Source organism: Flavobacterium cellulosilyticum (assembly GCF_004349355.1).
In the GTDB taxonomy this organism is placed as follows: domain Bacteria; phylum Bacteroidota; class Bacteroidia; order Flavobacteriales; family Flavobacteriaceae; genus Flavobacterium; species Flavobacterium cellulosilyticum.
Genome location: NZ_SMFK01000002.1, coordinates 194,600 through 218,336 on the forward strand (window position 1 = coordinate 194,600; position 23,737 = coordinate 218,336).

Genomic DNA, 23,737 nt, shown 5'->3' on the forward strand with positions numbered 1-23,737 from the left:
TTATCGGTCAATATCAGGAATTACAAGGTCTAGTGTTGCCATTGTCGCAACTAAATCCCCAATTTTTCCACCCACTGCAATATGATTTAATAATGATAAATTAGAGAATCCTGGGGAACGGAATTTCATTCGGTATGGATTTTTTGTTCCCGTACTATTGATATAAACGCCTAATTCTCCTCTTGCGGTTTCTACTTTTTGATAATATTCACCAGCTGGTAATTTGATTACTACATTCGTTTTTGCAAAAAAATCGCCTTCCGGAATGTTGTCTATCAATTGTTCTATTATCGAAAGCGATTCCCACATTTCTAGAATTCTCACTTGATAACGAGCTAATGTGTCTCCTTCGGTTTTTAAAATTTCATTAAATTTCACGTTGTCATAATTGCTATACGGATGGTGTATTCGAACATCGCAAGAATAGCCTGAAGCTCTGCCCACTGGACCCGAAGCACCATACGAAATCGCATCTTCTTTTGATAAAATTCCAATGCCTTGCATCCTTTTTTGGAAAATGATATTACCCGATAAAAGCAAGTCGTATTCTGGAAGTTTGGTTTTGAAATGAGCGATAAATTCTTTGGTTCTATTGACAAAATTAGGGTGAATGTCAAACATTAAACCACCCGGAATATTGTAATTCATGGTCAATCGTGCGCCACAAGTTTCTTCAAAAATATCATTTATCAATTCCCGGTCTCTAAAGCCATAAAAATAAGTAGTTAGCGCTCCCACATCCATTCCCATAACACCCCACCAAAGTGTATGAGAAGCTATTCGTGTTAGTTCAGCAATGATGGTTCTAATGACTTTAACACGTTCTGGAACTTCTAGTTGTAAGGCATTTTCAACCGTCAAACATACTGCTTCGTTGTTGATATGTGAAGATAAATAATCCATTCTATCCGTCAAATGCACAATTTGTTGGTAGCTGTCTCGTTCGCACATTTTTTCGATCGAACGATGAATATATCCTAAATCGGGTTCGACTTTTTTAATTATTTCTCCGTCAATAGTCAATAAAAGTCGCAAAACACCATGAGTTGCTGGGTGTTGCGGTCCCATATTGATTTGATATTCTTCGGATTTAAAGTTATTTCTTAGGATTGGTGTGTCCATTTTTACTTATTTTAATGTCCGTTTTTTGGACTAAAATTTTTTATTTTCTTTTAAACCATTAATAAAGTTAAGGTTTGTTAAGTTTTAATTTTATTGATTAATTGTAAAAAAATATTCTTATTATTTTAGAACCACTTTGCTTATTTTTCTTTTAAACCATTAAGAAAGTTAAGGTTTGTTAAGTTTTAATTTTATTGATTAATTGTAAAAAAATATTCTTATTATTTTAGAACCACTTTGCTTATTTTTCTTTTAAACCATTAAGAAAGTTAAGGTTTGTTAAGTTTTAATTTTATTGATTAATGGTAAAAAAATATTCTTATAATTTAGAACCACTTTGCTTATTTTTCTTTTAAACCATTAAGAAAGTTAAGGTTTGTTAAGTTTTAATTTAATTAGCTTAATGGTTTAAAATAAATTAGGTTTAACTTAATTTTCTAATTGGTTTAAAGCTATTTGATAACCATATTAATTTCATCTACATAATCTTTTCTAAGCGGAAAACCGTCCCAATCTTCGGTTAAAAAAAGTCTTTTTAAATTCGGGTGATTGGTAAAGATTATTCCAAAGAAATCAAAAACCTCCCGTTCGTGAAATTCGGCTGTGCGCCAAATATAACAAACAGTATCTAATGTTGGGTTTTCTCTATCTTCCGTTTTTACTTTTACTACGATAGAATGTCGGTGTGTGGTTGATTCTAAATGATAAATTACGCCCAATTCCTTTCCCCAATCAATGCCCGTTAGACAAAACAAATAATCAAAATGGGTATCGGGATTGCTTTTTAATTGGGTCATTAATTGGTGCAATTGTTCCGGTTGAACTGTAATATTTAAAAACTGGGATTTTTCTTCAGTAAATTCTAAATTGGGTATCCAAGTACTTATTAAATTTTGTAATGCTTCGTTAGTCATAATTTATATTTTTATAGACCTTCGTCAAATCCATCAATTGGGAACTCCTTGTTTTTCATGTTTTCCGTTTTAATCTTTGCTTGTAACATGAGCATTCCTTCTAATAATGCTTCAGGACGAGGAGGACAACCAGGAACATAAACATCAACAGGTATTACGTGATCTGCGCCTTTCACAACAGAATAAGAATTGTAATAAAACGGACCTCCTGATATTGCACAAGCTCCCATGGCAATCACGTATTTAGGCTCGGCCATTTGATCGTATAATCTTCGTAGAACTGGCGCCATTTTGTTTACAATCGTGCCTGCAATGATAATTAAATCGGCTTGTCTTGGGGATGGTCTTGCCACTTCAAATCCAAATCTTGAATAATCGTGGCGGGCAGCTCCTGTTTGCATCATTTCGATGGCACAACAGCTTGTTCCAAAATACAAGGACCATAACGAATTGGCGCGACCCCAATTGATGATTTCGTCTAATGAAGTTACTAATACATTGGCTCCATTTCCGGCAGGAAGTACTTTTCCTGGGAAATCAGAGGGTAAATCGGGGTTGAAATTTATTCCCATTTTAATGCTTCTTTTTTCCAAGCGTAGGCTAAGCCTAAACCTAAAATTATTAAAAATATGATGATTTCGTAAAAGGCAACTATTCCAATTTCTTTGAATACGAGTGCCCAGGGAATCAAAAAGGCAACTTCGACATCAAAAACAAGGAATAAAATCGCGTATAAATAGTAGCCAACTTTAAATTGAACCCATGTTGGACCAATTGTAGTCATACCACTTTCATAAGGCTCCCGTTTTTGTAAATTGTCTGATTTTGGTGAAATTAAATCGGAAAGAAAGTTGGCGCCTGCAACTAATACAATACCAGCCAATAAGAAAACTATAATTGCTTCTGAACCCATTTTTATTGCTTTTATTACTTTATTCGTTTGCTTTAAAAGGCAAATTTACATTAATATATTTATTCGTTTACTTTAAAAAAGCAAAATTACATTAAATAATCTACTTATCCCATAGGACAATGATTTTTTTGCTTTTTTGTATGTATTTTTACTTCACCTCATACGTTTCACCAGAGAAAAATAAATCATCGGTTTTTGTGAAATTTGAATTTGCTTTGACCTGTGCAGTTAAGGCATCTTCTCTTACTTCAAATGTAACATCGTTATAACTGCGTATGACTCCCATTACCATTGGAGACTTTAACCGCACTAACATTTGATGAAGTGTAGGATCTTGTTCTTTTGCATTATGAACCAATAAATCTTCTTGCGTAATTCCGTTTTCACCAATGGTAGCGACTTCTAATTTTAAACCATTTAGCACTAATCCTTTGTCTCTATTTTTGCCAAATATCATTGGTTTTCCGTGTTCCAGAAAAATTTGTTTGTCTTCTTTTACTGCCTTATCAGTGATATGATCGAAACATCCGTCATTAAAAATCACACAGTTCTGTAAAACTTCAATGAGTGAAGTTCCTTTAAATTGATGGGCATCGGTGAATATTTGCGCCATTTCTTTAGGCGTATTACCACCAACTCTAGCAAAAAAGCGAGCATTAGCTCCCAATGCCAATTCCCCTGGTGAAAATGGAGGTTGTGTATTTCCGTAAGGAGACGATTTTGTTTTTTGTCCAATGGTTGAAGTTGGTGAAAATTGCCCTTTGGTTAAACCATAAATTTCATTATTGAATAAAATAATGTTCAAATCGATATTTCTTCGTAATATGTGTATAAAATGGTTTCCACCAATGGCCATAGAATCACCATCACCAGTTGCAATCCAGACACTTAGGTTTGGATTGGCTAGTTTTACACCGGTTGCAATTGCAGGAGCTCGACCGTGAATACTATGAATTCCATAAGTTTCCATATAATAAGGGAAACGGGAGGAACATCCAATTCCTGATACAAATACTACATCCTCTTTTGTAACGCCTAATTCGGGTAATACTTTTTGCATGGTACGTAAAATCACGTAATCATCGCAACCAGGACACCATCTTACTTCTTGGTTTGTAGTAAAATCTTTTGCTGTATATTTATTTTCTGTTGTGGTTTCCATAATTATACTAGTTCATTAAATTTTTGAATCAGATCATCATTCGAAAATGGTAATCCTTGAATTTTGTTGAATTGTAAAAATTCAAATTGACCAAATTTTATTTTTAAAATACTGGCAAATTGACCGGTATTTAATTCACAAACAACAATTTTTTTGTATTTGGATAATATTTCTCCAGTGTTTTTTGGCATTGGATTAATATAATTAAAATGTGCATAGCCAATTTTTTTGTATCCTTCATCATAAATTTGTTTCACGGCTGAATGTAGGGAACCATAAGTTCCACCCCACCCAATTACCAATAAATCACCTTCTTTGGCAAATTCAATTTCTAGATCAGGGATGTTAAATTGAACCAATTCAATTTTTTTAGCTCGAATTTCGGTCATCTTTTCGTGGTTCATCGGCTCATACGAAATATTCCCTGTCACGGCATCTTTTTCAAGTCCACCAATTCTATGTTCTAAGCCTGGAGTTCCGGGTATGGCCCAATTTCTCGCTAAGGTTTTTTCGTTTCTTTCATAAGGATGCCAGTTTTCTTTAACTTTCGTAATTCTGTTGCACTTAATTTCTGGCATTTCAGCAACTGTTTTGATTTTCCATGGGGCAGAACCGTTTGCAATATAACCATCTGTCAACAAAATAACTGGAGTCATATGTTCTAATGCAAGTCTAGAAGCTTCATAAGCAAAATTAAAACAGTTGGCAGGAGTACTTGCAGCAATTACAATCAAAGGGCTTTCCCCATTTCTGCCGTACATAGCTTGCAATAAATCAGATTGCTCTGTTTTTGTTGGTAAACCTGTCGAAGGTCCACCGCGCTGTACATCAACGATTACTAAAGGGAGTTCGGTCATAATTGCTAGACCTATTGCTTCGCCTTTCAACGCTAAACCTGGACCAGACGTTGTGGTAATTGCTAAATCACCTGCAAAAGCGGCTCCAATTGCGGATGTTACTCCTGCAATTTCATCTTCTGCCTGGAATGCTTTTACACCAAAATGTTTGTGTTTTACTAATTCATGTAAAATATCGGTGGCAGGAGTTATTGGATACGATCCCAAAAATAATTCTAAACCTGTTTTTTCGGCTGCGGCCAAAAATCCCCAAGCCGTTGCTGTGTTACCCATAATGATTCTATAGGTTCCAGGGCTCATTTTTGCAGGAGAAATGGTATAAGCATTAGGAATAAGTTCTAATGTTTCGGCATAATAATAGCCTGCATTCAGCACTTTGGTGTTGGCTTCAATGATGGAAGGTTGTGTTTTGAATTTTTTATTAAAGAAATCAATTGTGTAATCTTTAGAACGATCGTACATCCAGTACACCATACCTAAAGAAAACATGTTTTTACTTCTTGAAATCGATTTCGTGTCAAGATCAGAAACATCTTTCAAAGCTTCTTTAGTTAATGAAGTCATATCGACCTCGATAACTCTATAATTTTCAAGACTACCATCTTCCAAAGGATTTGTAGTGTATTCTGCTTTTTCTAGATTCTTTTTGGTAAAGGAATCGGTATCAACAATTAAAGTATGCCCTGGTTTTAAGGCATATAGATTTGTTTTTAAGGCTGCAGGATTCATAGCGACTAATAAATCCACACTATCACCAGGAGTACTTACTTCAACACTTCCTATGTGAACTTGAAATCCAGAAACGCCATACAAACTACCTTGAGGCGCTCTAATTTCGGCAGGATAATTTGGAAAAGTGGCAATATCATTACCAAACATAGCCGAGGTGTCTGAAAATTGAGTTCCTGTCAATTGCATTCCATCACCAGAATCACCAACAAATCGAATCACTACAGCTTCCAATACTTCAGGTTGAAGTTTAAGTTTTATTTTATCTTCAGTCATAATTATAAAAAGTTTAAATCCTAAAAATCAGTTGATTTGAGTGCTGAAATAGTAGTCAAATGTATTTTTAATATTTTATTTAAAAGATGATTATTATCATATAAATATAGTGAAATTGATTATAAATTTACCCAATTGATTATTAAATATTTAAAAAATGGCTATTATAATTACAGAGGAATGTATTAATTGTGACGCTTGTATAACTCAATGTCCCAACAATGCAATTTACGAACCAGACACCCAATGGACTTATTCTGAGGGGTCGTCTTTGAAAGGATCAATTACATCACGTAATTGATGCTTCTCCGGTGGCTCAGGATGCCAATCTTGGTAAAAGAGCCAATACGATTTTGCAAACTTGTTTCTTTGCCATTTCTGGAATTTTACCAAAAGAGGAAGCCATTGATAAAATTAAAAAAGCGATTGTAAAATCATATTCTCTTAAAGGGGAGAAAGTAGTAAAAATGAATTTTAATGCAGTTGATAAAGCATTAGAAAATTTATTCCAAGTAGATTATCCAAAGGTAATTACTAGCGAAACATCAATGTTATCGGCAATGAGAGGTGCGTCTGATGGGTTTGTTACCGAAGTATTAGAGAAAATATTAGCCGGTTTTGGAGACGAACTTCCAGTAAGTGCTTTCACAGTAGATGGAACTTTCCCTACCGGAACTTCTCAATACGAAAAAAGTGGAATCGCCGACTTTATTCCAGTTTGGGACGACGAAAATTTATGTACACAATGTAATAAATGTATCGCCATTTGTCCTCACGCTGCCATTCGATCTAAAGTAGTTTCTAACGAAGATATTGCAAGTTTTCCAACTTCTCTAAAAAGTGTGCCAGCGATAGGAAGACCATTTTCTAAAGAAAACGAATCCTACATATTGCAAGTTTCACCTGAAGATTGTACCGGTTGTGATCTTTGTGTTGTGGTTTGCCCTGCTGTTTCTAAAGTCAAAGAAAACTTCAAAGCCATCAACATGCACAAGAAAATTGATGTTGATGTCGAAGAAAATATAAACTGGGATCACTTCGTTACTTTACCTTATTATGATAGAACGGATTTGCAAACCACAAACATAAAAGGATCACAGTTCTTAGAACCATTATTTGAGTTTTCAGGTGCTTGTTCCGGTTGTGGTGAAACACCGTATATCAAAATGATTACCCAATTGTATGGCGATAGTATAATGATTGCGAATGCAACTGGATGTTCTTCTATTTATGGAGGTAATTTACCATCAACTCCTTACAAGAAAAATGAATTTGGTAGAGGTCCAGCTTGGGCCAACTCCCTTTTTGAAGACAATGCCGAGTTTGGTTTGGGAATGAAACTAGGTTTAACCAAAAAACAAGAGATAGCAGTAGATCTATTAAGAACACTAGAGCCATTAGTTGGAAGTGAATTAGTAGAAGCTATCATCAATAATCCTGAAGATAAGGAAATTCTTAAAAAAGAAAAATTTGCTCAAATTGATGCACTTAAGATAAAATTAGAAAGTCTTAAAGACAATGAAGACGCCAAAAAACTAAGTCAATTAACGGAGTATTTGCGTAAAAAAGCGGTTTGGATATTTGGTGGAGACGGTTGGGCGTACGACATTGGTTATGGTGGTGTAGATCACGTTTTGTCTACTGGTGAGGATATTAATATTTTAGTAATGGATACCGAAGTATATTCGAATACTGGAGGACAAGCATCTAAATCTACTCCGCTTGGAGCAAGTGCCAAATTTACTATTGGAGGTAAAAAAACCAGTAAGAAAAGTATGGCTATACAAGCGATTTCGTATGGAAATGTATATGTTGCTCAAATTGCAATGGGTGCAAAAGACCTACAATCGTTGAAAGCCATTCAAGAAGCGGCAGCTTATCCTGGACCATCTTTAATTATTGCTTATTCTCATTGTGGTGAACACGGTTATGAATTGAAACATGCTGTTTCACAACAAGAAAAAGCAATCGATTCGGGATATTGGCCACTCTTTAGATTTGATCCTTCTCAACCAAAAGGAAAAAGATTTAAATTAGATTCTAAAGAACCAAGCATTCCCTTGAGTGACTTTATGTGTAACGAGGCTCGTTTTACGGGAGTTGTAAAAGAAAATGCTGAGTTAGGTGCTGAATTATTAAATCAAGCCCAAGATGAAGTTCATTCTAAATGGGAGCGATTGGAATTGTTCAGAGATTTATAATATTTTCGATTCATTTCTAAAAATATAGAAAATAAGGTGAATAGTTGAATGGAAAGGCCCACTCAGGATGTTAAATCTTGAGTAGGTTTTTTTTGTGATTCCATTTATTGTATCTTAATTTCTATGAAATATCAGTACGAGACTAATACATTTCTATTAATTTAAAATTATTCGCACAATATGAAATGAAAATTAGTGGTAAAGGGGTAGATTTTGATACTTTTGTTGCCATAAAAATAACTGTTCCAAAGAATTTAAAACTGAACTAGTTGATAAAAACGGAAAGACACCTTGCTTGATCTAGGAGGAATCTTCAACAGTTTTAAACCAAAATAATATAAATGAAAAATATTGAAAGTATACATCAAGAAGCAATTGAAATTACTATTGATTCTAAAAAAAAATATGACCTAGTTTCTTTCTTTAGAATCGTATTGTTTGTAGTGTCTCTAATTGAAATTGTTAGGTATTTTATTAAATCTAATACTTTTGAATTGATAATAGGAGTTGTGTCTTTTGCGCTGTTTTTATTCCTTTTGTCTATTTCTGTTAATCTATCCAACACCATTCAATTTTACAATAATGTGAAAAGTGTCTGCGATGAAATTAAAAATCAAGGGAAAAAGAATTTGAAAAATACGGTCGTAGAATCAGTAAATGATCATCATTATGCCTTTGATTTGGATGTTATTGGAAACAAATCCTTAATTGAGAAAATAAATAGATGTCAGACGAATATTGGAAAAAACAAATTAAAGTTTTTTTTGTTAAATCATTTGTTAGACCCGAATGCGATTATAGAGAGGCAAAATGCGGTTAAGGAATTGTCGGGAAAATTGGAGTGGTGTGTCAAATTCCTTGCGAATACAAAATCGATACAATCAAAAGTGGGGGATTTTAAAAAGCAGGATAAATGGACGTTTAATTATACCGATTTTAGACTCAATAGCAAAACAGTACAATTTTTGTTAATTGCGATTCCAATACTAAATGTGATACTAATTGTTTTGGCATTTACAATAAAATCGACACTAATTAGCTCTCTTGTTTTTTTTGTTTTACTATTGATATCAATGATTATTAATAAGCTTTACGGCAAATCAATTAATGAAATTGTTGCAACAGTTGATAATAAAGCCAATGAATTAAAAGGCTATGTTGCTGTTTTTACATTGATTGAACAAGAGCAATTTAATTCAAAGGAGGAGATACTATTGCAACAAAAAATAATTTCAAAAAATAATGAGGCTGCATCTGTTTTAATAAAAAAATTATCTGGATTAATTGATTCTTTTGAAAGTGGTAATATTATGATTTTTGGTACCATTTTTAATGTTGTTTTTTTATGGAAATTACAATTTGCAGTACGAATTGAAAAATTTATTTTCGATAATAGTAATGAACTTCCACAATGGTTTGATGCCGTTGCTGAATACGAAGCTTTAATCTGTTTTGGCCTTTTTGCTTATCAAAATGAAGGATTTAATTACCCAATTTGCACCGAAAACGTAAGGGTTGTTACTGCGGTTAATCTTTCTCATCCTTTGATTTCAAAAAACGCAAGGGTGTATAATAATTTTTCGACCATTCAAAATAACAATGTAACCATTATTACTGGTGCAAATATGACTGGTAAAAGTACTTTCTTGCGAAGCATTGGAATCAATCTAGTTTTAGCAATGAACGGCTGTCCTGTTTGCGCTGAATCTTTTAGTTTTTATCCTATTTCTATTTTTACTAGTATGAGAACAAGTGACTCACTTTCGGATGGAAGTTCTTATTTTAATGCAGAAATTAAAAGATTGAAAATCCTTGTCGATAAATTGGAGAATAAGGAACCTCAATTTATAATTCTGGATGAAATTTTGAAAGGGACCAATTCTGTAGATAAATTAAAAGGCTCAGAATTGTTTTTAGAGAAAATCATGAAAATGCAAACATTTAATACGTGTTTGATAGCTACCCACGATCTTGATCTTACCAAAATGGAAGATTTATATCCTAATACTATTGTTAATTATTGTTTTGAATTGTATAATAATAACGGTTTACTTGAGCCGGACTACAAACTTCAAAGAGGAGTTACTAAAAGTATGAATGCAATTGATTTAATGAGAAGAAACAAAATAATTGATTAGAAAAAATAGTATTCTCAAGGCAATAGTAGAATAAGTAAATGGAGTATAATATGCTTAATAATAACAGATTATAAATTAAACGTTTTTGAAAAGTGATTGTATAAAAACGCTAAGAACAGTGCTTTTTATTGGTATTGGTTAGTGTTTTTTTTTGGATATGTAAATAGATTAGCTATTATATTATGCTATTAAATTGAAATTTTCAGACCTCACTTTTGTTCCAAAAAAAAACGAGAAATTAGATTTTGAAAGAGCTACTCGAAATGCGGATTTTATAGTGAGTATTTTTATGAAGGATTTTTATCTAAAAAAAGAACGTCATAGTATTCATGCCAATAAATTCAAAATTATCTCAATTCTAAATTAGTCTTTTGTCAATTTATAATTGTATTTTTGCATCGTTTTTGCAAACTTTAAGCTTGCAATTATCCAAACAACTACAACAATTACAATAAAATGAATCAAACAAAATATATTTTTGTTACTGGCGGTGTGACTTCTTCGTTAGGAAAGGGAATTATTGCAGCCTCATTAGCAAAATTATTACAGGCAAGAGGGTATAGAACTACAATCCAGAAATTTGATCCTTATCTCAATGTTGATCCAGGGACATTGAATCCTTATGAGCACGGAGAATGTTATGTAACAGATGATGGTGCCGAAACCGATTTGGATTTGGGGCATTACGAACGTTTCTTAAATGTTCCAACGTCTCAGGCGAACAATGTAACTACTGGAAGAATTTATCTTTCGGTTATTGAAAAAGAACGAAGAGGAGAGTTCCTTGGAAAAACTGTTCAAGTTGTTCCTCATATTACAAACGAAATTAAAGATAGAATGAAATTGCTAGGTGAAACTGGTGATTTTGATATTGTAATTACTGAAATTGGTGGAACTGTAGGTGATATCGAATCCTTACCTTATATTGAATCCGTTCGTCAATTGGTTTGGGATTTAGGAGAACACAATGCCATCGTTATTCATTTAACATTGATTCCTTATTTGGCAGCAGCCGGAGAATTAAAAACAAAACCAACCCAACACTCCGTTAAAACTTTGATGGAGAGCGGAATTAAAGCCGATATTTTAGTTTGTAGAACAGAACATGAAATTTCGGACGAAATTCGCAATAAATTGGCTTTGTTTTGCAACGTAAAAAGAGAAGCTGTAATTCAATCTATTGATGCTTCAACAATTTACGAAGTTCCCAATTTAATGTTGGAAGAAGGGCTAGACGTTGTAGCACTGAAAAAATTAGATTTACCTAAAAGAGCGGCTCCGGATTTAAAACACTGGAATACTTTTTTACGAAGAATAAAAAACCCAAAGCATACCATTAATATTGCTTTAATTGGTAAATATGTTGAAATGCAGGATTGTTATAAATCCATTTTAGAGGCATTTATTCATGCAGGTGCGGCCAATGAAACGAAAGTAAATGTAATATCGATACATTCTGAATTTTTAGATGCTAATGATGTTTATGTGAAGCTAGCAGGAATTGACGGTATACTTGTGGCTCCGGGTTTTGGAGAACGAGGTATTGAAGGAAAAATTGAAGCAGTTCGTTATGCAAGAGAAAATAACATTCCATTTTTCGGAATTTGTCTGGGTATGCAAATGGCCGTAATCGAGTATTCTAGAAATGTTTTAGGTTATGCAGATGCTAATTCAACAGAAATGAATCCTGATACGAAATATCCTGTAGTTAACTTAATGGAAGAACAAAAAACCATTACTGATAAAGGAGGAACAATGCGTCTTGGAGCATGGAAATGTAATATTAAACCAGATACATTAGCGTATCAAATATACGGAACAGAAACTATTTCTGAACGTCATCGTCATCGCTATGAATACAATAGTAGTTATGTATCTGAAATTGAAAAAGCAGGCTTAAAAGCTTCTGGTGTTAATCCAGAAACAGGATTGGTTGAGATAGTCGAAATTGAAAATCATCCGTTTTTTATTGGAGTGCAATACCATCCGGAATATAAAAGTACTGTTGAAAATCCGCACCCTATTTTTGTGAGTTTTGTTGCCGCGACAGTGAAAGCAAAGAAAAAGTAGTGTTCAGAATGTTAAATGAAATAGTGATCCGTTAATTAGAATAAATCATAGTTAAATACATATAAACACATTCTAGATTCAATTTAAAGCTTGAAGACAGAATAAAAAATTAGAAATGGAAGAAAAAAAATTAGACATTAATTCGATAATAGGTTTCGTATTGATTTTTGGAATTTTGATTTGGATAATGTACCAAAACAAACCATCTGAAGCTACTATTGCAGCAGATAAAGCTAAAAAAGAACAAGTAATAGCGGCAGAAAAAGCGAAAGAAAATGCGGTTACTATGCCATCAGCAACTTCAAATGTTGTTATTGCAGGCGATTCAATTCAATTAGCACAAGCACAAAAAACACTTGGGGGTTTCGCATATTCTGCCACACTTCCATCAGCAAAAAATGATGTAACTACTCTTGAAAATGAAGTGGTACAACTAAAAATTGCCAATAAAGGAGGTTATGTTGTTGAAGTGATCTTAAAAGACCACAAAAAATTCGATAAAAATTCAGGGCAATTAGTAGAATTAGTAAAAGACAATAATTCTAATTTGAATATTCAATTGCTAACAAGTGATAATCGTACTTTAAACACAAAAGAACTTTATTTTGAACCTACTTTAACAAAAGTAGGAGCAGACCAAGTGCTATCGATGAAATTGAAAGCAGGTGCTAATGAATATTTAGAATACAAATACATTTTGAAACCAAATGATTATATGGTTGGTTTTGATTTGCGTTCTCAAGGGTTGAATAAGGTATTGAATACTGCTAAACCATTGGATTTAGAATGGAGTATGAAAACCTACCGTAACGAGAAGAGTATTTCTTATGAAAATAGGTATACCGATATTCGTTACGAATACGAAGATGGTAAAGATAATTATACTGGTCAAGGAAAAGATAAAGAAGAAACACCTGCTAAAGTGAGTTTTATTGCTTTTAAACAACATTTTTTCAGTACGATATTATTGACTGATAAACCTTTTGTTACTTCTAAATTAGTTTCTAATAATTTAGTAAATGATGAAAAAATTGACACCATTTTTACTAAGCATTTACAAGCAAATGTTCCTTTGGCATTTAGTAACGGTGAAATAGATTATAAAATGAGTTGGTATTTTGGACCATCAGATTATAAAACTTTAAAACAGTACGATAAAAATCTAGAAAAAATAATTCCACTAGGTTGGGGTATTTTTGGGTGGATCAATAAATTTGTTTTTATTCCATTATTTGGATTTTTAAGTTCTTATATTTCTTATGGAATTGCAATTATCATTTTTACAATATTGATAAAAATAGCAATGTCACCAATTACTTTTAAATCTTTCTTGTCTCAAGCTAAGATGAAAGTATTGAAACCAGAAATTGCTGAATTGGGAGAAAAATTTAAAAAAGACCCAATGAAAAAGCAACAAGAAACAATGAAGTTGTACAACAAAGCTGGGGTAAATCCGATGGCGGGTTGTATTCCAGCATTGATTCAAATTCCATTTATGTATGCTTCGTTTCAATTTTTTCCATCTGCTTTTGAACTAAGACAAAAAAGTTTTCTTTGGGCAGACGATTTGTCTTCATTTGACCAAGTGGTGAAATTACCGTTTCATATTCCTTTGTATGGAGATCACATTAGTTTGTTTCCAATATTAGCAGCCATTGCGATTTTCTTTTATATGAAAATGACATCTGGTGACCAACAAATGGCGGCGCCTCAACAAGAAGGTATGCCTGATATGGCAAAAATGATGAAATATATGATTTATATTTCACCAGTTATGATGTTGATTTTCTTCAATAGTTATGGTGCTGGATTAAGTTTGTATAACTTTATTTCCAATTTAATTACTATTGGTATTATGATTGTCATCAAGCGTTATTTTATTGATAGCGATAAGATACATGCTCGAATTCAAGAAAATAAATTGAAAGAGCCTAAAAAACAAGGTAAATTCCAAAAGAAACTTCAAGAAGTGATGGAACAGGCCGAAGCTCAAAAAGCAAAAGATAAAAAGAAATAAATTTTAAAAAATCCCGAAGTTTCGGGATTTTTTTTGGAATACTATTTGTTGTTAAAATTCGTTTAGAATAAATAAATAATTATAGAGATGATATTTAAAAAGGGAGTTGTCGTATTGATTTTATTAAATCTTTTTTGTGTTCAAGCACAAAATCAAGTAAATAAATTAGATGAAAAAGGGAATAAAAATGGACCTTGGATAGGGAAATATGCGGACACTAAGAATCTTAAATACGAAGGAACTTTCGATCACGGAAAGGAAATAGGGATTTTTACCTTCTATGATAATGCGAAAACAAAGAGAGTTGTTGCAACTAGAGAATTTACTCCTCTTGATAATTCAGCCTACACAATTGTCTATGATCAACTCAAGAATAAAGTCAGCGAAGGAAAAGTAGTTGATAAATTGTCAGAAGGAAAATGGATATACTATCATAAAGCTTCTAAAAACATTATGTCTACTGAATTTTATAGTAAAGGAAAATTAGAAGGATTGCGATCTGTTTTTTATCCAAGTACTAAAATTGCCGAAGAAATGATGTTTAAGGATAACCAAAAAAACGGTATTTATAAAAAATATACTGAAACTGGAATTGTCATCGAAGAATCTAATTTCAAAAACAATCAATTTGACGGACCAGCTGTTTTTAGAGACCCCGATGAAGGTACCATCGTTTCGAAAGGGAAGTTTACCAATGGAAAAAAAACAGGTGTTTGGCAATTTTACGATAGAGGTAAACTGGTCAAAGAAATAAATATGAGTAATCCGCAAAGCCAATCGAAAATTAAAAAATAAAAGGGCTTGTTTTGCCGTTTTAGTTTTGGTGCTTTTTTAACCATATTAAATAGCATTGGATCTTTCGTAGAATTGCCAGTAAAACCCTTTTTATTAAACCATTAAGGGAGTTAAGTTTAATTAAGGAATATTTTAAACCTTAAATTTTATTAACTAACTAATGGTTTAAAATTTAAAACAACATTTAATTGTATTGCATATTTCGCACAATTAGTTTCCTAAAAAATTTGTGGTAAAACTAAAGCAAGCTTCGTGTTTTTGTGTCTTCGTGGCAAATTTTAAAACCTAAACTTTTATACTTCAATACTGCATTTTTTCTTCGTAACTTTGCCCCTTGTAAAATTATAATTATTTCAAAATGAAACGTGTAGTTGTTGGGCTTTCTGGTGGTGTAGATTCAAGTGTTGCAGCTTATTTATTGCAACAAGAAGGATATGAAGTTATTGGGCTTTTTATGAAAAATTGGCACGATGATTCCGTTACGATATCTAATGATTGTCCGTGGCTGGAAGATAGCAATGATGCTTTATTGGTTGCCGAAAAATTGGGAATCCCATTTCAAACCGTTGATTTAAGTGAGGAATACAAAGAAAAAATAGTTGACTATATGTTCAACGAATATGAAAAAGGGCGTACTCCAAATCCTGATGTACTTTGTAACCGCGAAATAAAATTTGATGTTTTTATGAAAATCGCTATGAGTCTTGGTGCTGATTATGTAGCAACTGGACATTATTGTCGAAAAGGTGAAATCGAAGTGAATGGTGAAAAAGTATACCAACTTTTATCTGGAGCAGATAACAACAAAGACCAATCTTATTTTCTTTGTCAATTATCACAAGATCAATTGGCGAAAGCTTTGTTTCCAATTGGGGAATTAACCAAACCAGAAGTACGCGAAATTGCTACTCAACTGGGATTAGTAACTGCTGAAAAAAGAGATTCACAAGGATTGTGTTTTATTGGAAAAGTGAGATTGCCTGAATTTTTACAACAAAAATTACAAGCCAAAGAAGGTCAGATTATTCAAATAGACAAAGGGATTCCGGAATATGATTATATAAAACAAGAAGGACTTTCAGTTGAAGAAGAGTTATTATTCGATTCTAGAAAAATTGGGTATACTCCTTCAATGGGGAAAGTAGTCGGGAAACATCAAGGTGCCCATTATTTTACAATTGGACAACGAAAAGGACTCAACGTTGGCGGAACAAAAGACCCTTTATTTATAATAGCGACCAATGTTGAGACAAATACTATTTACACCGGTTTAGGAAGTCAACATCCTGGATTATTCAAAAAAGCTTTGTTTATCGAAAAGTCCGAAGTGCATTGGATTCGTACTGATTTGGCTTTAGCAAATGGAGAATCTATGGAATTAATGGTCAGAATTCGTTACCGTCAACCTCTTCAATGCGCTACTTTACATCAGTTTGAAGACGGAATGTTTATTACTTTCGAAGAACCACAATCAGCCATAACCGAGGGGCAATTCGCAGCTTGGTATTTACAAGATGAATTAGTAGGTTCGGGTGTTATTTCTTAGATTCGTATTTTAATTCCCAAATAAAATGAAAAAATTATTTCTTTTTCTATTTTTAATAGCAAGTTTTGCAGGCTTTTCGCAAGAAGACGCTTGGGTATATTTTAAAGACAAACCCAATTCGGCAACTTATTTAAGTAGCCCATTAACAATGCTCACACAAAGAGCTTTGGATAGGCGTACCAATCAGGGTATTGCTCTTGATAATGTTGATGTACCTATTTATCAACCTTATATAGATCAAGTTATTGCATCAAATGGAATTACAGTAAAGGCTAAATCCAAGTGGCTTAATTGTGTTCACGTCCGTGGATCGCAAGCTGATATAAATGCACTAAAATTAGTGTCTTCTGTACTTCGGGTAGATTACGCCGATCGTTCGCTCAATTCAACTAAAAGAACAACAGCAAAACTAAAATCAAAACTAGTTAACAAAGTTTTAGAAACAGCTGTAAACTACAATTATGGCTCATCTGCCAATCAAATTCAAATGTTGAATGGCCATTTACTTCATCAATTAAATTATACAGGAAACGGAAAAATTATTGCCGTGTTGGATGCCGGTTTTCCTGGAGTGAATACCGCATTGCCATATAAAAGGTTAAGAGATAACAATCAAATTCTGGGGGGCTATGATTATGTAAATAAAAGCGCCATTTTTTATTCTGGTAGTAATCATGGAACAAATGTTCTTTCATCAATGGGAGGTTATGTCGATGGACAATTAATAGGAACGGCTCCTGATGCACAATATTATTTATTTATTACTGAAGATTCTGCATCTGAAAATCCTGTTGAAGAATCCAATTGGGTTGAAGCGGCTGAGGAAGCAGACAGACTAGGAGTGGATATTATTAGTACTTCATTAGGGTATTTTGCTTATGACAATCCTAATTATAGTCATACTTATGCTGATATGATTGGTAATCTGGCTTTTGCCTCACAAGGTGCAAATATTGCTTTTAACAAGGGAATTATAGTAGTTGCAAGTGCTGGAAATGAAGGTTTAGCAACTGAAAAACACATTGGAATTCCGGCCGAAGCCAATAATGTGATCGCTGTTGGAGCCGTTAAGCCTGATAGAACCTATGCTACATTTAGCTCTATAGGTCCTAGTTACGATTTAAGGGTTAAACCAGATGTAATGGCTCAAGGACAAACCGTAGTTTTATCAGATCCCAATGGAAATATTGTAACTGCAAACGGAACTTCATTTGCATGTCCAATTACTGCAGGAATGGTCGCTTGTTTGTGGCAGGCTTTTCCTTCAAAAACGAATATACAAATCAAACAATTAATCACCCAATCAGCGGATCGTTTTTCAGCACCAACAAATCAATTTGGTTATGGAATTCCAGATTTTAATTTGGCTTTGTCCAATGGATTATCTGTTGAGGAATTATTAAATGATGAGTTGGCTATCTATCCCAATCCTACTAATGATTTTGTTTCATTTAATTTGCCTAAGAATATAGATACTAAAAATATTTATATTTATTCTTTAACAGGACAAAAAGTAATAGAGGAAAATACCACAACCCAACTACCAATCATATCATTAAAAACATTGAATAGCGGAATTTATTTCTATAAAATAGAATCGAATGGTTATTTAAAAACTGGAAAAATTATTAAACAGTAATTTTCAATGCAATAAATGAACAAAATCACCCAGCTATTCAAAATTAAATATCCAATTATTCAAGGCGGAATGATATGGAATAGTGGCTATAAATTAGCTAGCGCAGTGAGTAATGCTGGTGGATTGGGGCTGATTGGAGCAGGATCTATGTATCCCGAAGTTTTGCGAGAACACATTCAAAAATGTAAAAAAGCAACTGACAAACCCTTTGGTGTAAATGTCCCGATGTTGTATCCAAACATCGAAGAGATATTAGATATTATTGTTGAAGAAGGGGTTAAAATTGTTTTTACATCCGCAGGAAATCCAAAAACATGGACATCTTTTTTGAAAGAAAAAGGCATAACAGTGGTTCATGTAGTAAGCAGTTCAGTATTTGCACTAAAAGCCCAAAATGCAGGAGTTGATGCCGTTGTTGCCGAAGGTTTTGAAGCTGGAGGACATAACGGAAGAGAAGAAACTACCACTTTTACTTTGATTCCGATGGTGAAAGAAAAAATCCAAATTCCCTTAATTGCCGCAGGCGGAATTGCAAATGGACGAGGTATGTTTGCCGCTATGGTACTTGGAGCCGATGGTGTTCAAGTGGGAAGTAGGTTTGCGGCATCGGTAGAATCTTCTGCTCATGATAATTTTAAATATAAAATTTTAGAAACAAAAGAAGGGGATACCCATGTCACATTGAAAGAATTAGCTCCAGTTCGATTAATCAAGAATAAATTTTATCAAGATATTCAGGATTTGTATGCTCAATGTCCAACTAAAGAAGAATTGGCAACATTGTTAGGAAGAGCTAGGGCAAAAAGAGGGATGTTTGAAGGTGATGTAAACGAAGGGGAACTCGAAATTGGACAAATTGCAGGATTACTTCATACAATAAAACCAGCTGCTGAAATCATATCAGAAATGATTATGGACTTTGAAAAGGTCAAAAAAGATGTTGCCAAATTTGATTTCTAATAGCTAATTGTAGTACTTTTAACATCACACTAATATTTAAAAGAATGTCAAGAATAAAAATAATCATAGTATTGATTTTTCTGGGAATTGGTTTTCAACCATCCTATAGTCAAACTTATAATTTCAAAACATCTGGATTAAGTGTTTTACAAAAAGATCAAAATGGTAAATGGGGTAAATGGTCAGAATTAAAGTTAGTGAATATTTTGGTAAAACTAGATACTGATAAAAGCCGAATTATTGTTTACTCTGAAGCAATTCAATTATTCGAAATCATAGATTATATTCCACTAGAAGAAAACGAAACAGATAGTGTTTATTCTTTTACATGTAAAGACAATAATGGTGAGAACTGTACACTATCTATAATTACGAGAAAAAACCAAGGCAATAGAAAACAACTTTATATCAATTATGATAATGCAATTATTCTCTATAATATTTTTAATTTCAAATAATTGTTGTAAGTTAAGTTTGTATTAATTTTACCCCTTTTATACTACCTTAATTTAGTTTATAAAATTTAATACTTATTTTTGTTTTTATAAAAAACGTATTATGAAAAAGTTCTTTCTGTTGTTGCTATTTGTTTTGATTAACACTATTCATGCGCAACAACAACGTCCCAAGCTAGTTGTAGGAATTGTGGTTGATCAAATGAAAATGGAATATTTATACCGTTTTTCAGATGATTTTTCTCCAAATGGTTTCAAAAGAATAATGGATAAAGGCTATACTTTCCAAAACATGCATTTTAATTATACTCCAACTTATACAGGTCCAGGACATGCCTCAATATATACAGGGACGACTCCATCAACTCATGGAATTGTAGGAAATGAGTGGTTTAGCAGAAAGTTGGGAAAAGAAATGTATTGTACAGATGATGCTTCTGTAAAAACAGTTGGAGATGGTACATCAAAAGAAGGGGAGATGTCTCCTAAAAATCTACAAAGCACCACTATTACTGACGAATTACGTTTGGCAACCAACTTTAAAGGAAAAGTAATTGGGATGAGTCTGAAAGATCGAGGTGCAATTTTGCCTGCAGGTCATTTTGCCAATTGGGCTTTTTGGTTCAGTAATACAGGTTCTTTTATTTCTAGTACTTTTTATGGTTCAGTTTTGCCAAATTGGGTTACGGAATTCAATCAAGAGAAGCGATATATTCCTTATATTAATAAAGGATGGGATTTATTGAAACCTGCTTCTACATATAACGAAAGTCTTGCCGATGATAATCCTTATGAAGGAATGCTCAATGGAGAAAAACCAGTTTTTCCGTATAATCTTAAAAAAATGTTTGATAAAAATGGAGCGAGTATAATACGGGCGACTCCTTTTGGAAATGATATTTTAGCTGAATTTGCCAAAAAAGCTATTGAAAAAGAAGAATTAGGTAAAGACGAAATAACTGATTTTTTAACGGTTAGTTTTTCATCTACTGATTATGTTGGTCATACGCTAGGGCCACGATCAATAGAATTACAGGACACTTATTTGCGATTGGATCAAACTATCGCAGATTTTTTAACTTACTTAGATAAAACTGTGGGTAAAGACAATTACTTGCTTTTTTTAACAGCTGATCATGCTGGTGCAGAAAATGCAACATATTTAAAAGACAATAAATACAATGTAACGAATGTAGAACCTAGGGAAATTAGAAAAACATTAAGTAAATTTTCAAATGACACTTTTGGTGAAGATTTAGTTTTGAATTATTCTAATTTTAATATATTCTTCAACAAAGAAATAATCAAAACCAAAGGATTAGAATTAGCAAAAGTAAAGCAATCTTTCAAAGACTTTTTATTGACACAAAATCAGGTGAAAAGGGTATATACTGAGGAAGAAATTCTGAGCTCAACCGGAAATGATTATTATCTTAATTTCATTGCCAATGGCTACGATCCAACACAAGATGGCGATTTAATTATCTTGGACAAACCTGGTTTTATCGAATATGGCACAACGGGAACTTCTCACGGAACGGCATACAGTTATGATACTCATGTCCCTTTATTGTTTTACGGATGGCATGTAAAACAAGGGGAGTCGTTTAGCAAAAAAGTGATTACTCAAATCGCACCTACGCTTTCACAAATGTTAAAAATTCCTTTTACAAACGGAACAGATGCTAATGTGTTAGAAGAAGTTTTGGGAGGGAAATAAGTTGTAAATTTGTCTAAATTTTTGGGCGCAGTCTAAAATAATTTTCCGACTGCCTTTTTTTAAATAATAGGATATTTGTCAGGATCCTGTGAAGTATGAAACACAGCATTTAGAAACACAGTTTTGCTAGGTTCATCAACAATAAAAAAGGCGATGTAAGGAAATTTACCAAAAGGTAAAAATCTATAATTATTATCGTGAACCTGGTAATAAGGGTTTGTTTGTAAAGCTTTATATATTTTTCTGTATTCTTTCAAAAATTCAAGAGCACTTTTTTACTGGCTTTGTAAATATAATATTCAAGAGCATCTTCAATGTTTTTGTAAGCAATTGGAGATACAATAATCTTATAATTCATACTTCTTTTTTAAGTCGGAATAAAGCGTTGCTGCATTGGAATATTGAGATTTGTCGGAATTCAATTGATTATCTAATATTTTTTGTTGTTCAGAAGATAATGTAAAAGGTTTGTTTGCAGCGATTTCGAATTTTATTTTTAGACTTTTCAAGAAAGCTTTAACGGCTTCAATTTGTGAAGGATCTTCGGTGTAAGCTGTGATATTGATTGGTTGAATAATTTTATGTTTTAAGTTGCGTAAACTTATATACTTATACAAAGATAATCAAAAAGTAAATTTTTTTATGTGCTATTTTTATTTGACAAACACGATGTTCAGATATGCAAGTAACTATCTCCTGTTGGATAGTGCAAAATTGATCACGAGCAATAGCATACCGAAGAATTAAATTATTTTCACAAAGTGAACTGCGAAATAAAATATATTTAAATTTCATTCAAAAAAAATCCCATTTCATTTTTCATTGAAATGGGATTTTTAAGTTTATGAAACAGTTGCTGTAACTGGCAATGGAATTTGATTTTTAAGCAAATCTTCAAAAGATTCTTGAGCACGTATTAAATGACCTTCTCCGTTTAACCATAATACTTCGGCTGGCTTGTAGCGAGAATTATAATTCGATGCCATAGAGAAACAATAGGCTCCAGCATTTTTAAAACAAAGGACATCACTTTCTTTGATTTCTGAAATTCTACGATTGTTAGCAAAAGTATCCGTTTCGCAAATATATCCTACTACTGAATAGAAGCGTTCTTTTCCTTTTGGGTTCGAAATGTTTTCGATGCAATGTTGAGATCCATAAAACATAGGTCGAATCAAGTGATTGAAACCACTGTCAATTCCGGCAAATACTGTAGATGTAGTTTGTTTAACTACGTTTACTTTTGCCAAGAAATGCCCTGCTTCACTTACCAAGAATTTACCTGGCTCGAAAATTAAGGTCAAATCCTTTCCGTATTCTTTACAGAATGCATTAAATCTTTTTGATAATTTTCTACCTAATTCTTCAATATCGGTTTCAATATCGTCTTTTTTGTACGGTACTTTAAAACCGCTACCAAAGTCTAAAAATTCTAGTTCCTTGAAGCTTCTAGCAGCATCAAATAATATTTCTGCTGCATATAAAAATACTTCAATGTCTAGGATATCTGAACCTGTATGCATGTGGATACCCACAATATGCATTTTTGTATTTTCAACAATACGTACTAAATGGGGTAATTGATGTACTGAAATACCAAATTTACTGTCAATGTGACCAACAGAAATATTAGCGTTTCCGCCAGCCATTACGTGTGGATTGATACGGATACAAACAGGTACATTTGGATGTTTAGCGCCAAATTGTTCCAATATTGATAAATTGTCAATGTTGATTTGAACTCCCATAGCAGATACTTCTTCGATCTCTTCGAGAGAAACACCATTTGGAGTGAAGAATATTTGATCTGGTGCATATCCAGCGTGAAGTCCTAATTGAACTTCTTGGATAGAAACTGCGTCTAAACACGAACCGCATTCTCTCAACAATTGGAGAATAGCAACATTCGACAATGCCTTCATAGCATAATTGATACGCAATTTATCTACTTTAGAAAATGCGTTGGTTAATCTTTTATATTGGGATTGGATTTTTGCCGCATCATATACATATAATGGACTTCCAAATTGTTCTGCTAATTGTACTAAATCTTTCGCTTGCATTGTAATATTTTTTTACAAATTTATTATTCTTTATTCATACTTACAAGTTAAAAGTTATTAATCACAAATTATAACAATTTGTTTGTATATAAACAATTATACTATATTGTTGAATTTTTTAAATAAAAAAGATTAGTAAAAAGCAAAAGTAAGCAAAACG

At 32.9% G+C, this 23,737-nt stretch carries 19 protein-coding genes; 11 read left to right on the forward strand and 8 right to left on the reverse strand.

Annotated features, from left to right (window positions below; genetic code table 11):
- The 6 genes from E0F76_RS04820 to E0F76_RS04845 all read right to left on the reverse strand — a co-directional run bounded on the left by E0F76_RS04820 (position 1) and on the right by E0F76_RS04845 (position 5,973).
- On the reverse strand, positions 1 to 1,122 hold the full coding sequence (locus E0F76_RS04820; RefSeq protein WP_132002141.1) for an NADH-quinone oxidoreductase subunit D: 1,122 nt from the start codon (positions 1,120 to 1,122) through the stop codon (positions 1 to 3).
- A 452-nt stretch (positions 1,123 to 1,574) separates the two neighbouring features.
- Positions 1,575 to 2,036 (reverse strand): NADH-quinone oxidoreductase subunit C, encoded by a 462-nt coding sequence (locus E0F76_RS04825; RefSeq protein ID WP_132002144.1) that lies wholly within the window; start codon positions 2,034 to 2,036, stop codon positions 1,575 to 1,577.
- Positions 2,037 to 2,047: 11 nt separating this feature from the next.
- A complete protein-coding gene (locus tag E0F76_RS04830) occupies positions 2,048 to 2,608 on the reverse strand; it encodes an NADH-quinone oxidoreductase subunit B (RefSeq protein WP_132002147.1) in 561 nt (186 codons plus the stop codon).
- The gene (locus E0F76_RS04835) at positions 2,599 to 2,949 is read right to left on the reverse strand and encodes an NADH-quinone oxidoreductase subunit A (protein WP_132002150.1); all 351 of its coding nucleotides are present in this window, start codon (positions 2,947 to 2,949) and stop codon (positions 2,599 to 2,601) included. The genes E0F76_RS04830 and E0F76_RS04835 overlap by 10 nt, the downstream gene beginning before the upstream one ends.
- Positions 2,950 to 3,097: 148 nt before the next feature.
- The gene (locus E0F76_RS04840) at positions 3,098 to 4,111 is read right to left on the reverse strand and encodes a 2-oxoacid:ferredoxin oxidoreductase subunit beta (protein WP_132002153.1); all 1,014 of its coding nucleotides are present in this window, start codon (positions 4,109 to 4,111) and stop codon (positions 3,098 to 3,100) included.
- 2 nt (positions 4,112 to 4,113) lie between these two features.
- Complete coding sequence (locus E0F76_RS04845; protein ID WP_132002156.1) at positions 4,114 to 5,973, reverse strand: 2-oxoacid:acceptor oxidoreductase subunit alpha; 1,860 nt, start codon at positions 5,971 to 5,973, stop codon at positions 4,114 to 4,116.
- A 157-nt stretch (positions 5,974 to 6,130) separates the two neighbouring features.
- Here E0F76_RS04845 and E0F76_RS04850 point away from each other — a divergent pair, with 157 nt between their 5' ends.
- The 11 genes from E0F76_RS04850 to pafA all read left to right on the forward strand — a co-directional run bounded on the left by E0F76_RS04850 (position 6,131) and on the right by pafA (position 21,514).
- A complete protein-coding gene (locus E0F76_RS04850) occupies positions 6,131 to 6,274 on the forward strand; it encodes a 4Fe-4S binding protein (RefSeq protein ID WP_132002158.1) in 144 nt (47 codons plus the stop codon).
- 10 nt (positions 6,275 to 6,284) lie between these two features.
- Positions 6,285 to 8,174, forward strand: coding sequence for a 4Fe-4S dicluster domain-containing protein (locus E0F76_RS04855; RefSeq protein ID WP_246021983.1), 1,890 nt, complete (start codon positions 6,285 to 6,287; stop codon positions 8,172 to 8,174).
- 341 nt (positions 8,175 to 8,515) lie between these two features.
- On the forward strand, positions 8,516 to 10,312 hold the full coding sequence (locus tag E0F76_RS04860) for a MutS-related protein (protein ID WP_132002164.1): 1,797 nt from the start codon (positions 8,516 to 8,518) through the stop codon (positions 10,310 to 10,312).
- A 456-nt stretch (positions 10,313 to 10,768) separates the two neighbouring features.
- Positions 10,769 to 12,382, forward strand: a complete 1,614-nt coding sequence (locus E0F76_RS04865; protein ID WP_132002166.1) for a CTP synthase — start codon at positions 10,769 to 10,771, stop codon at positions 12,380 to 12,382.
- Between the two features lie 115 nt (positions 12,383 to 12,497).
- Positions 12,498 to 14,399 (forward strand): membrane protein insertase YidC, encoded by a 1,902-nt coding sequence (gene yidC, locus E0F76_RS04870; protein ID WP_132002169.1) that lies wholly within the window; start codon positions 12,498 to 12,500, stop codon positions 14,397 to 14,399.
- Positions 14,400 to 14,486: 87 nt separating this feature from the next.
- A complete protein-coding gene (locus E0F76_RS04875; RefSeq protein ID WP_132002172.1) occupies positions 14,487 to 15,194 on the forward strand; it encodes a toxin-antitoxin system YwqK family antitoxin in 708 nt (235 codons plus the stop codon).
- A gap of 358 nt (positions 15,195 to 15,552) precedes the next feature.
- Positions 15,553 to 16,740 carry a tRNA 2-thiouridine(34) synthase MnmA gene (gene mnmA, locus E0F76_RS04880; protein WP_132002175.1) on the forward strand — a complete coding sequence of 396 codons (1,188 nt, stop codon included), beginning with the start codon at positions 15,553 to 15,555 and terminating at the stop codon, positions 16,738 to 16,740.
- Positions 16,741 to 16,765: 25 nt separating this feature from the next.
- The gene (locus E0F76_RS04885) at positions 16,766 to 18,379 is read left to right on the forward strand and encodes a S8 family serine peptidase (RefSeq protein ID WP_132002178.1); all 1,614 of its coding nucleotides are present in this window, start codon (positions 16,766 to 16,768) and stop codon (positions 18,377 to 18,379) included.
- A 15-nt stretch (positions 18,380 to 18,394) separates the two neighbouring features.
- Positions 18,395 to 19,339 carry an NAD(P)H-dependent flavin oxidoreductase gene (locus tag E0F76_RS04890; protein ID WP_132002181.1) on the forward strand — a complete coding sequence of 315 codons (945 nt, stop codon included), beginning with the start codon at positions 18,395 to 18,397 and terminating at the stop codon, positions 19,337 to 19,339.
- Positions 19,340 to 19,383: 44 nt separating this feature from the next.
- Complete coding sequence (locus E0F76_RS04895) at positions 19,384 to 19,797, forward strand: hypothetical protein (protein WP_132002184.1); 414 nt, start codon at positions 19,384 to 19,386, stop codon at positions 19,795 to 19,797.
- 100 nt (positions 19,798 to 19,897) lie between these two features.
- Complete coding sequence (gene pafA, locus E0F76_RS04900; RefSeq protein ID WP_132002187.1) at positions 19,898 to 21,514, forward strand: alkaline phosphatase PafA; 1,617 nt, start codon at positions 19,898 to 19,900, stop codon at positions 21,512 to 21,514.
- Positions 21,515 to 21,861: 347 nt separating this feature from the next.
- Here pafA and E0F76_RS04910 read toward each other — a convergent pair whose 3' ends face one another.
- The gene (locus E0F76_RS04910; RefSeq protein WP_246021984.1) at positions 21,862 to 22,131 is read right to left on the reverse strand and encodes a hypothetical protein; all 270 of its coding nucleotides are present in this window, start codon (positions 22,129 to 22,131) and stop codon (positions 21,862 to 21,864) included.
- A gap of 225 nt (positions 22,132 to 22,356) precedes the next feature.
- Positions 22,357 to 23,577: a diaminopimelate decarboxylase gene (lysA, locus tag E0F76_RS04915; RefSeq protein ID WP_132002190.1), complete on the reverse strand. Its 1,221-nt coding sequence runs from the start codon at positions 23,575 to 23,577 to the stop codon at positions 22,357 to 22,359.
- Positions 23,578 to 23,737: the final 160 nt, after the last annotated feature.